Origin of the sequence: Paenibacillus sp. FSL L8-0435, assembly GCF_037965655.1 — a bacterium.
In the GTDB taxonomy this organism is placed as follows: domain Bacteria; phylum Bacillota; class Bacilli; order Paenibacillales; family Paenibacillaceae; genus Paenibacillus.
The window spans coordinates 7042767-7054851 of record NZ_CP150185.1 but is presented as its reverse complement, the minus strand read 5'-3'; the positions used below and the strand labels follow the sequence as shown (position 1 = coordinate 7054851).

The following is a 12085-nucleotide window of genomic DNA, read 5'->3' as shown; positions in this document are numbered from 1 at the left end:
TATGTCAACGGTAGTTGTAGTGGGAACGCAATGGGGAGACGAAGGAAAAGGTAAAATCACGGATTATTTGGCGGAGAGCGCTGATGTGGTGGCTCGTTATCAAGGTGGTAACAATGCGGGTCATACAATTCTGATTGATAACAAAAAATATAAACTGACGATGATTCCATCAGGGATTTTCTACACGGATAAAGCGTGTGTTATTGGTAACGGAATGGTTATCAACCCGAAGGCACTCATCGAAGAAATTAACTATATTCATGACAATGATTTTACAACGAAGAACCTGTCCATCAGTGAGCGCGCACATATCATCCTGCCATATCACATGGTATTGGATGCACTGGAAGAAGAGAGCAAAGGTCCGAACAAAATTGGTACGACTGGCAAAGGAATTGGCCCATGTTACATGGACAAATCAGCTCGTATTGGTATTCGGATGGTTGACCTGATGGATGCTGAAGATTTCGAACTGAAACTGCGTCATCTGGTCAAAGAAAAGAACCGTGTCATCGAGCAAGTCTACGGTGGCCAGCCTGTTGATGTGGAAGAGATTCTACAAGATTACCTCGGATATGCTGAAATTCTGCGTCCTTACGTACGTGATACATCCGTTGTTCTGAACGAATATATTGATGAGGACAAAAAAGTATTGTTTGAAGGTGCACAAGGCGTTATGTTGGACCTTGATCAAGGAACTTATCCATTTGTTACATCATCCAATCCGTCCGCGGGTGGCGTATGTATCGGTTCTGGCGTAGGACCGGCTCGTATTCAGCAAGTCATTGGGGTAGCGAAAGCTTACACAACCCGTGTAGGAGATGGCCCATTCCCTACGGAATTGCATGATGCAATCGGCGACCAAATCCGTGAGACTGGACATGAGTATGGTACGGTAACTGGACGTCCACGTCGTGTAGGTTGGTTCGATAGTGTTGTTGTTCGCCACGCGCGTCGTGTCAGTGGAATCACAGGTCTGTCCCTGAACTCTCTGGACGTAATGACAGGTCTGGAAACTGTAAAAATCTGCACAGGATACAAATTCCGCGGCGAGGTCATCACACACTATCCGGCAAGCCTCAAAATGCTGGCAGAATGTGAAGCAGTATACGAAGAGATGCCAGGTTGGAGCGAAGATATCACTGGAGCTAAGAAACTTGAAGACCTGCCAGTGAACACACAGAATTATGTAAAACGTGTTTCCGAACTGACAGGCATTCCAATTGCCATCTTCTCCGTTGGTCGTAACCGTGAGCAAACAAATCAAGTTCTTCCAATCTACGAGTAATCGAAGAAATAGAGAGATTGTTTCTTGAATTATAAAATAGAATCCTCTGCCGACTTAGGCATGTTAAGCCTCCAGTTGTTGCTTTTATAGCGATGACTGGAGGTTTTTTGTATGTTTTTCGGATATAATCCCAAGATTTCCGTCAATACTGGTTAACAGTAGAGTCACAGACCCCGACATGCGCATGTTAGACGGGTGGGATATCGGAGGGAGAGAACGGAATGAAGTTGCTTGTGTGGTTTGTCAAAATCGTGCTAACCGTGTTGCTGGTCAGTTCACTGACACTGCTCACGACCGGATTAATTGTACAGTCATATGCGAAGTCGCTACTCGCGAGTTTCAATATTCAGTGGGAAGGTCAACCCACGGGGTTAACTACCATGTTCCAAGGTGCCTTGGGCGGTAAAACCAGTGAAGGGAACAAATCAGGAAATGGGACGACAGATCAGCCGACAGGAGCGGACGAAGAGCAGGTTCCGGAAGATGCTGTTTCAGTTATGGGGAATGGGACGGAGAGCGGTCAATCTGGCGTAGATACAGGTAGCGATGCGTCCCAAGGAAGTGGCTCAAACGAGGGCACTGGGGAAGGTTCAGGTACAGATACGACCGTAGGATCAAATTCAGGCACAAGTGCAGGCAATGGGACGAATACGGGCACGGGTAATGACTCAGGAACAGATCAGGGTAGTGGTTCAGCTTCAGGTAATGGAACCGGAGCGGCCAGCGGAGGTGCTTCTACAGGCAATGATGCCATTGTTGTATCACCGGATGACATTACAGGAGCGAAGGACAAGCTGCCAGCAGAGGAGAAAGAAAAAATCTTCAGCCTGCTCATGAACAAGCTGCCGCAGAAAGAAATGCAACAGATCTCAGGTGCCATGGAAGGTGGCCTAACGGAACAGGAACTACGTGAGATTGAACAGGTGATCTCGAAGTACCTGACCAGTGAAGAGTATGACAATCTGATGGAAGTACTGCAGACAGAATAAGATAGGCAGGGAAGACAGGCGTGCTCATAGACGAGTAACGCCTGATTCATACTGTATTGGACTTGTCGATGACTATTGAATATAATCTATTTAAATAAATACTGGAAATGCCTATAGGAGGGTACAGTGTATGAAATATAAAGGGAAAGAACACGACATATAAAAACGTTTAGGCAAAATTGCAGAAACCTCTAGTTCAATTCGGGGGCCTCCGTTCATAGGGTGCATTCAAGAGATACGATGTATCTGTGTTTATGAATTCACTAATTGGAGGTTTTATTGAACATGAACTTATATCATTCGAAGTCAGAACCGTCAGTAAACAAGTTTGCCGAGACTGCTAAAGAGCGATACGAGCAAGGTCTGCAAGAAGCAGATCAGCCGTTTAGTGGCTGGGATTTTAGCTATGTAACAGGGAGTGAGCGACTTCAGAGTGGAATGTTGCCCTGGTCCTATGGAACGATGGCGCGCCGATTATTGAATCAAACAGAACGAATGCTCGACATGGGGACTGGTGGAGGAGAAATGCTGTCCAGGCTCTGTCCCCTTCCTCCATACACATGTGCGACCGAAGGCTATCTCCCCAATATACCGATTGCAGAGGAACGTTTACAGCCGCTCGGTGTGAAGGTGCTTCCAGTGACTGATGATTCACAACTTCCTTTCGCAGATGGGGAATTTGATCTGATTCTTAATCGGCATGAGTCGTATGATGAGCAGGAAGTTAGGCGGATTCTATCGGTAGGTGGACTGTTTCTGACTCAACAGGTAGGTTGGTCAGATTGCAGGGAGATCAATGATCGGCTCGGCATTCCTATGCCAGCGGATTACGCTGGATGGGAGCTGGATCGTGCTGTTCTTCAGCTGGAACAGTGTGGATTCCGTATTCTGGAGCAACGGGAAGCAACTCCCGCGCAGCGTTTCTATGATATAGGGGCACTGGTATATTATCTAAAGACCATCCCGTGGCAAGTACCTGATTTCAAGGTAAAACAGTTCCGTCAGCCGTTAATGGATATTCATATGGAGATGGAGCAAAATGGATTCTGGGAAGTACAGCAGAAGCGATTTGTAATTCTTGCAGCCAAAGAATCGAGACATGAAGGTTAATTTCTATTGTGACATGAGATGAAATCCAGTTTAAGATAAACCACAAACAGGTTGTTTACGTAATCCCTTATCAGAGTTGATCTGGTGAGGGATTTTATTTGTATTTTTATGAAAAATAAAGCATATTTCACTGGGTCTTAGAACCTAGTCTTAATTTGCGAACAAAAGTACATAGTACAGCGGATGTTGAGGCATAATGGGTGATGGAACAGCCATACTATCTTATGGGTAATTAAGGGAAACCAAGCGGGGCGTGGCTTTGCGGTGTGACGTGTAGAGTTGAAATGAGTGTAAAACCTGTGTTAAAGTATACGGGTGTGATAAAAGGTTAAAATTTTGACACTTTTGAGAGCGTAGCTAAAGTCCGATTTTGCGGACAACCAATACAAGTATCAACGAGCATGGGACAGACACGATGGGTGATGTCTTGACAGAAATGCGAACTGAGAAGTGCTGAAAAGGAGAGAATCATGAAAGGTTTCAGAGGCATACGCCAACCGGGCAAAGACCGGGTACACGAACAATCCGGGGAACACCGGACGGCCGAAGACAAAAACAACATGAGCATGTCCACCTTCAGTGTGAATAAGAAGCGCGTTCTGGCCTCGCGCAAATGGATCATTACAGCAGCATGTGGTGTATTCATCGCAGCATCGCTTGGGTTCGCAGGCAAACAATATGTTACTGCAAACACCGTACCGTACTATAAAGTAATGGTTAAAGGTAGCGAGATTGGTACCATTGCAGATGAGGCACAATTACAACAACTATTTACAGACAAAACTGAGGAATATCAACATAAATATCCGGATGCAGAGATGGTGCTGAACACGGATGGCATCACAACCGAAACGGTAAGAGCGTACAAACCTGAAGTGAACAGTGACGAGACGCTGGACAAACTGGGTGACATGCTGACAGCCTACGCCAAAGGTGTGGAGCTCAAGGTAGACGGTGAAGTCATTGGTATCGTGAAGGATCAGGCAACAGCGGATGCAATCCTGGAACAAGTGCAGAGCAAATACATATCGGCATCGGCTGTGCGAAGTTCGCTGAAGACGAAGTCGGTATCGGCTAACTCCTCGAAGAAAGAGGAGGGACCTAGCACAACCCTGAAATCGGTAGGCATCAAGGAAGATGTAGCGACAGATGTGGTGAAGGCTGATCCAAACAAAATATGGGATGTGTCCGAGGCGGTTAAAGCATTAACCGTTGGTAAAGACGCGCCTGTAACTTATGTGGTTCGTGAAGGAGATACAATCTCTTCGATCGCTGCCAAGTATGAAATTACACAAAGCGAGATTCGTAAGCATAATCCGGGCATCAAGGAAACGTCGCTTCAAATCGGAGACGAACTGACCTTGACCGTTCCGAAACCGGCGGTAACCGTTAAATCGGTTGAGCAGGTTGTTGAACAGATTGAGATCAAACCGCAAGTGGAAGTGCGCAAAAGTGACGCGTTGAAAGCAGGTACAACAAAAGTCGTGCGCCCAGGACAAAGTGGCTTGAAAAGCATGCAGTACCGTATAACCAAAGAAAATGGTGAAGTGGTTCAGGAAGAGTGGCTTGGTCAGGAAGTGATTAAAACAGCAGTAACTGAAGTAGTCCTTAGCGGAACAAAAGTTGTTGGTGAGGGCTCAGGTGAATTTGCTTGGCCGGTATCAAATGCAACGATGAGCAGCAGCTTTGGACAACGTTGGGGTCGCCAGCACAAAGGTGTCGATCTGGTAGGTAACCGCGATGTGAAAGCGTCTGATGAGGGTGTAATTACTTTTGCAGGACAGAAAAGCGGCTATGGTAATGTCATCATTATTAACCACCGTAACGGATACGAAACACTGTATGGACATTTGAACAGCATTGGCGTTAAGGTTGGACAAGTGGTTGAAAAAGGCGAGAGTATCGGCGTTATGGGCAACACGGGTCGTTCGACTGGAACACATCTGCATTTTGAGATTATTAAGAATGGAACGGTAGAAAATCCGTTAACGTATCTGAACTAATATAGAGCTTAAGTAGAGCAAGGTTGGCTATAATGCTGGCCTTGTTTTTTGCTGCTGTAAAAAATTTTCAGATGAAAGACCTTCCAAGCCCCTGATCGGGATGTGACGGTGCTTCAGGTATGTTAAACTAGAGAATATAAACAACAAGCTATATAAGTTGAACTAATTATTTTTACGATAACGGAGAGGACAGAAAAAACCTGAAAAAGCGAAGCGTTCGCCTAAAAGCTTTCTGAAAGAAAGCTGCATCGGAAGCATACGCTATCCCCGGATTTTCCCTTGAGAAAAGGGAATCGAAAAAATCTGGGGATAACAGCGATTGGAAGGTTGTTCTGTCATCGTAGTATGAGAGTAAATATTCTTTAGTTCAACTTATATTAGAGAAACCAATCAAGCAGGCTTGGTACAAGCTAAACATAGAAAAGAGATATAAACGCTAACGCGGATTAAGCAGGATATAGGGGTGAACTTAGCCGATGCAGGGGAAGATTTTGGTGGTGGACGATGAACAGCCCATCGCGGACATTCTGAAGTTTAATTTGGAAAAAGAGGGGTACGAGGTCATCTGTGCATTTGATGGCATTCGTGCGGTTGAACTGGCGTTATCCGAGAAACCGGATCTGATGCTGCTGGATCTGATGCTCCCGGGCAAGGACGGTATGGATGTCTGTCGTGAGGTGCGCGCTCATCTGGAGATGCCGATCATTATGCTTACCGCCAAGGATGGCGAGATCGACAAGGTGCTTGGTCTGGAATTGGGTGCGGATGATTACGTGACGAAGCCATTCAGTACGCGTGAGCTGCTTGCACGGGTGAAGGCACAGATGCGCAGACGGCAAAAGCTTGCGATTACGGCAGAAGCGCACGAAGACGAAGAGAAGCAGGTCATGCGGCTGTTTGATCTGGCGTTTGATATGGACATGTATACGGCTTATAAAGGCGGAGAACCGCTTGATCTGACCCACCGTGAATACGAACTTCTCTATTATATGGCGAAGCATTCCGGCAAGGTTATGACACGGGAACATCTACTGCAGGCGGTATGGGGATATGAATATTTCGGCGATGTACGTACCGTGGATGTCACGATCCGTCGTCTGCGTGAGAAGATTGAGGAGAATCCGAGCAAACCGGAAACGATTCTGACACGCCGCGGGCTCGGTTATCTCGTGCGCAGTGCCAAAAGCGTGGGGATATAATGGGCCGATTCGCGCGATTCTCGTTCTTCCGAACGATTCAGGCGAAATTGATAATTATCTATGTACTGCTGATTCTGATTGCGATGCAATTGATCGGCGTTTATTTTGTGAGCGCGATGAAGAACTCGCTGACGAGCAACTTTACGGAAGACTTGCAGGCGCGTGCGGAAATGCTGTCGGTTCTCGTAGGGGAGACGATGGCGGGTGGAGAAGCAGAGGCTGGCGAGGACAAAACGGAAAATCTGCGTGTGCTGGTGAACAATCTGTTCAACATTAACGGTGCCGAGATTCAGGTGCTGGATGCCAGCGGCAAGGTACTCACGACCTCGCTAAGTTCACATTCGGACTATGTGGGTCGCAAAAACACCCAGACCGTAGTCAGCCGTGCGCTGCAAGGCATTCGGGACAATGAGGAATATATCGTGGACGAGGATAATGTTCGCAAAAAGGTCGTCGCCAAGCCGGTGCTGTCCGGCGGCAAGATCATTGGCGCGGTCTACATCGCGGCGTCCATGAACGAGCTGTATTCCACGATGGAAGGAATCAACAAAATCTTTATCTCCGGCATTCTGATTGCCTTGGTGTTAACGGCGGTGCTTGGCGTGATCCTGTCCCATACGATAACGCAGCCGATTAAGGAAGTGACTCGGAGAGCGACAGCGGTCGCAGAAGGTAACTTTGATCAGCAGACACCTGTATTTGGCACGGATGAGATTGGTCAGCTCAGTCGGGCTTTTAACTATATGACCAGCAGGCTTCGGGATGCACTTTCACTGAATGAAGAGGAGAAGGAGAAGTTGACTTCCATTCTGACCAATATGAGTGATGGTGTGGTGGCTACGGATGAGTATGGTAAAGTCATTCTCGTAAACCGTCGTGCCAGCAGTATTCTGGGTATGCATCCTGCGGATATTGAAGGAAGACACTTTGCCATATTACTCGGCATTGATCCTGAAGATGCGGAAGCCCTTGCGAGTGGTTTCACAGGTTCAACGTTGCTGCAGATTGCACCCGCAGGACAAGAAGAGCCTGTTGTCATTCGGATGACGTTCACACCTGTTCATCGGCGTGAACGGGGGATCACGGGAACGATTGCCGTACTTCAGGACGTTACCGAGCAGGAAGAACTTGAGGCATCCCGGCGTGAATTCGTGGCGAATGTATCCCATGAACTGCGTACACCACTGACTACGATCAAGAGTTACGCGGAAGCACTGGATGACGGTGCACTGGAAGATCCTCAGCTTGCTGGTCGTTTTGTTGGTGTTATTCAGAACGAGACGGAGCGAATGATACGACTGGTTACGGATCTGCTACACCTGTCGCGGCTTGATTCCAAAGAGGCTTTGCTGCGGAAACAGCCAACCGACATTCTGGAAATGCTGGAGGAAGTGACGGATCGATTCTCATTCCAGATGCATCAGAAGGATATTCAGCCTGTGTTATCTGTGGAGAATGATATTCCGGCTGTTCCACTGGATCGCGACCAGATTGATCAGGTGCTCGATAATGTCGTGTCCAATGCGCTGAAATATACATTGGAAGGCGGCACCATTACAATTGCGGCTAGACGCAGTGATGAACACACACTTGCCATCTCGGTATCCGATACCGGAATGGGTATCCCACAGCGCGATCTGGATCGCATTTTTGAGCGGTTTTATCGGGTGGACAAGGCTCGTTCCCGCAGTATGGGAGGCACAGGGCTAGGACTGTCCATTGCCCGGGAAATTGTGAAGGCACATGATGGCCGCATCTCTCTGGAGTCTGAGGTAGACGTGGGAACGACAGTAACGTTCACGTTGCCGATGCGTGAGAAAGGGGGTGAGCACCGTGAAGGAACGGATTAAATCCTTGGTGCTTGCTGCCCTTGTTGTAGCCAGTCTCGTTCAAAGTTATTTTCTGATCTACCGTTTGCCCGGAGGCGGAGATTCCATTGTGACGTCAGAGACGAACTATGTGAAGACGGAAAATATGGGTCAGGAACGCAATATTGAAGAATTGATCTTCCCCGATCAGATGGTTATTCATCTGGGTGAGGATAAACATACGGTGTTTTACCCTGGCAATACGTTCTATCAGTTGATCTATTCAAGGTTACAGGGGCGTGCGTTCGATGATTTTCAGCGCCGCAGTGTGCAATCGGTGAACTGGGATCAGATTCGCAAGGAGAGCCCTGGGTTTGAGCTATCGTTCAAAGAAGGTATTCCCGTAGCATTGTTACAGCGGGTGATGAGGCTTGGGACGGATTCCTTGTTCCAAGGGGAGACCATTAACCGAATCTCGATCTATACGTCCAAAAATGAAACGAAGGCCCATGCGCTGTTCTTCAGCGCCAAGGGAGACGTGGTATACGAGGCAACGCAGGCAGACCTGACAGTACAAGACGTGCAGCAGCATGTTGACTTCGGTACGAACTGGACGCCATATACCTTGATGGATGGCGGGTATTATATCCCGGCGGAAGCTCTGGAGACGATTGAGGCGGATGTGCCAACAGGTCAGTTCACGGTTGAGCAGATGCAGCGTAGTCTGTTTTTCGATCCAAGCATGACCCGGAATATCCGGGAAAAAGATGGATCGGAGATCTACACCGACAGTAAACGTAGTCTGCAGGTAAAACAGGAACAGCGCTGGATCAGTTACACCGATCCGGCGGCACCGCCTGCGGGACAGATTGATCCTGCGAAGGATGCACTGTCTGCGGTTGATTTTGTGAATCAGCATGGTGGCTGGAAAGGCCGTTCGCGCATGATGCTGGAGACCGCCGATAGCAAGACACAGCTTGAATTCCAGCAGTATTATGGCAGCTATCCGATTATGGATTCCATGCAGTTCCGCTTTGGCACGATCAGCATGGAGATGCAGCAGGAGACGGTATCTAGTTATGAACGATCGCTGGAATACCTGAACGAAGGTGCAGAGACGAAGAAATCGGTAAAGTTGCCTGGTGGAGACAAGCTGAAGGCTCTTATTAAAAAGGTGGCAGGTGAGAATCGCCAGGTCGTGGACGTGTACCCGGCATATCGTCCTTCTTCGATTGAGGACGGACTCAAGCTGATCCCGGTATGGGTTATTCGATTCGGAAATGGTGAGGAAACTACCGTATCTTGATAGGTTATAGTCTTTGAACCAAAGAGTAGCTGTACTTTATCACTACGCGTGCAGAATAACCTTCCGATCGCTGTTACCCCCAGATTTCTTGAATTCCCTTTTAACACGGGAGAAATCTGGTGGTAAAGGCGAACGCTCCGCTTCTTCAGGTTATTTCTGCCCTCTCCGTTATCGTATAGCTTTAAGTTCAAAGGCTATAAACGGCCAGTTACGGTGGAAGGTGTAGGCAACTTGAGAAAGTATTGCAAGCAGCTAAGTTAGGGGGGAACGTTTTGGATTGGGGACGGGCGAAAAATGTGTTGATCTATGCCTTTCTGCTGCTCAATCTGGTGCTGGGATACCAGATCTGGATGGATGCGCGAGAGACGGCCGGAGCCAATCTGGACTTCACCTCACTGGCAGATAATACACAGCAGGCGATGGAAGAGAAGGGGATCCAGGTACTGGCTCCGATTCCGAATGAAACGCCAAAGCTGCCAAAGTTGTCCTATGAGTTCATTGAAGAGGGCAAGGCTGGTGTGGATATGGAACTGGAACAGCCTGTAGATAGCAAGCTGATCTTCTCGCAGAGTGAACTGGAAGATGCATTAGAGCGTGAGATTCCACAGATCGGGACATACCGGCTGGATCAGCTGATGGCCGAGGATGGAGCTTTTGTGCTTCACCCACTGGTGGATGGCAAATGGCCGCTCTTCAATGTGAGTCTGGAGCTATTCTACAGCGACCAGAAAATAACGGGTTACCGTCAAACTCCAGTGCGGATTACAACCGCAGAGGAGAGTGATCAGCAGGTGCTTCCGGCGTCGAAGGCGCTGGGAACGCTGATCGAGAACTTTTTGCCAAATGATGCAATTGTCAAAGATATTCAGCTGGGCTATTACGGCCAGTTGTTCAATTCAGATATACAGGTAGCGATGCCGGCATGGCGGTTCGTGCTGGAAAGTGGCGAAGTGTTGTACGTGCAGGGCATCAGTGGGGATGTATTCAGTCCCAAGACAGACAAACCAGGGGAGTAATGCGTTATGGGGATATATTTTACCGTGTTATCCAGCGGTTCGACAGGTAATGCCACAGTCATACAGCATGGGGGTACCTCACTCATGATTGACGCGGGTCTTAGTGCGAAGCGATTGGATGCACTGTTTCAGGAAAGGGAGATTTCTGGGGCAGAATTGGACGGGATTCTGGTTACACATGAACATTCCGATCACATTAAAGGACTAGGCGCGATGTCTCGGAAATATAATTTACCAATCTACGCAAATCTGAATACGTGGGCGGCACTGGAGAAGTCGGTTGGGGCGATTCCAGAGGAAAACCGGAGGGTATTTGAGACGGGTGAAAAGCATGATTTTGGGTCACTGCGCGTGGAATCTTTCGGGATCTCGCATGATGCAGCTGAGCCCGTAGGCTACACTTTCGATGATGGTACGGAGAAGCTGTCTGTTGCAACCGATCTTGGGTACATGAGCGACAAGGTTCGCGATGCCATCTCTGATTCTGACGTGCTGGTGCTGGAGGCGAATCATGATGTCGAATTGCTGCGTATGGGGCGTTATCCATGGAACACCAAGCGCCGGATTTTGAGCGACATTGGGCATTTGTCGAACGAAGCAGCAGGCGCAGCGCTTAGTGAACTGATGAACGGACGCATCAAGCGCACGTATCTGGCACATCTTAGCCGAGATCATAATATGATGGACTTGGCGAAAATGTCGGTGCGCGACGCAATGGAGAGCCGTGGATGCTTTTATCGGGATCATGAGTTCAAACTCTGTGATACGTATTACGACCGTCCTACGCCATGGGATAGGGTGGGTGAGCCATAAAGCTGTCGAGTTCGGCGGCTTTGCGCTCGACTTCCTCGCGGGTCAGGATGCCTTTATCGATAAGTAGTTCAATGATGGTGCTGAGTGCAAGGGTATTGCGATAGTGTTCTTCCTTGAGATCGGCCAGCTTGGCCGCCATATGAACTTCATCCATGGCTGTGAGTGTACGTGTGCGATCCATATATATCCTCCTCTATGAAGCTTCGAATTGTCTTTTACTATTATTGTAGTCAGGCTTGGTGGAAAACATTCCTCTTTTTGCCGCTAACATTTGTGTGATGAGACGTGTATGCTGAACCTGTGACTATGCAGGGGTGAAAAAGTTATTCAAATTTGCCAAAATGGCGCTTAGCGGACCGGATTTTGTGGTGATAGATACTATGGACCTTTATTGTTAAGCGCGTTATAGCGGAAATTTGCTTTAATTTTCGTGAATATGCAACTTTTTTTGATTTGACGTGTTTAGTATATGAGGAGCATTGTGATTTTGGCTGTTTTGCGTGTGAAATGGCATGTCATAGAATGCGAGAGCATGATTGATAGAGTCACTGAC

The 12085-nt window shown here is 48.0% G+C and carries 10 protein-coding genes; 9 read left to right on the top strand and 1 reads right to left on the bottom strand.

The window, feature by feature from the left end; translation table 11 throughout:
• The first annotated feature begins 1 nt into the window (after nt 1).
• The 9 genes from NST33_RS31040 (at nt 2) to NST33_RS31000 (ending at nt 11532) form a co-directional block, all read left to right on the top strand.
• Nucleotides 2–1288, top strand: coding sequence for an adenylosuccinate synthase (locus NST33_RS31040; protein WP_091012210.1), 1287 nt, complete (start codon nt 2–4; stop codon nt 1286–1288).
• A gap of 221 nt (nt 1289–1509) precedes the next feature.
• On the top strand, nt 1510–2277 hold the full coding sequence (locus tag NST33_RS31035) for a hypothetical protein (protein ID WP_339306313.1): 768 nt from the start codon (nt 1510–1512) through the stop codon (nt 2275–2277).
• A gap of 285 nt (nt 2278–2562) precedes the next feature.
• Nucleotides 2563–3387 (top strand): class I SAM-dependent methyltransferase, encoded by an 825-nt coding sequence (locus NST33_RS31030; protein ID WP_339180884.1) that lies wholly within the window; start codon nt 2563–2565, stop codon nt 3385–3387.
• A 470-nt stretch (nt 3388–3857) separates the two neighbouring features.
• Entirely contained in the window at nt 3858–5390 is a 1533-nt protein-coding gene (locus tag NST33_RS31025; RefSeq protein WP_339306311.1) for a peptidoglycan DD-metalloendopeptidase family protein, read from the top strand.
• A gap of 476 nt (nt 5391–5866) precedes the next feature.
• The gene (yycF, locus tag NST33_RS31020; protein WP_017691453.1) at nt 5867–6589 is read left to right on the top strand and encodes a response regulator YycF; all 723 of its coding nucleotides are present in this window, start codon (nt 5867–5869) and stop codon (nt 6587–6589) included.
• Complete coding sequence (gene walK / locus NST33_RS31015; RefSeq protein ID WP_339306309.1) at nt 6589–8439, top strand: cell wall metabolism sensor histidine kinase WalK; 1851 nt, start codon at nt 6589–6591, stop codon at nt 8437–8439. Before yycF ends, walK begins: the two co-directional genes overlap by 1 nt.
• A complete protein-coding gene (gene yycH, locus NST33_RS31010) occupies nt 8423–9703 on the top strand; it encodes a two-component system activity regulator YycH (RefSeq protein ID WP_339306307.1) in 1281 nt (426 codons plus the stop codon). The genes walK and yycH overlap by 17 nt, the downstream gene beginning before the upstream one ends.
• 272 nt (nt 9704–9975) lie before the next feature.
• The gene (yycI, locus tag NST33_RS31005; RefSeq protein ID WP_339306305.1) at nt 9976–10719 is read left to right on the top strand and encodes a two-component system regulatory protein YycI; all 744 of its coding nucleotides are present in this window, start codon (nt 9976–9978) and stop codon (nt 10717–10719) included.
• Between the two features lie 6 nt (nt 10720–10725).
• Entirely contained in the window at nt 10726–11532 is an 807-nt protein-coding gene (locus NST33_RS31000; RefSeq protein WP_036671861.1) for an MBL fold metallo-hydrolase, read from the top strand.
• Here NST33_RS31000 and NST33_RS30995 read toward each other — a convergent pair.
• Entirely contained in the window at nt 11501–11713 is a 213-nt protein-coding gene (locus tag NST33_RS30995; RefSeq protein WP_036611899.1) for a hypothetical protein, read from the bottom strand. The genes NST33_RS31000 and NST33_RS30995 overlap by 32 nt on opposite strands.
• Nucleotides 11714–12085: the final 372 nt, after the last annotated feature.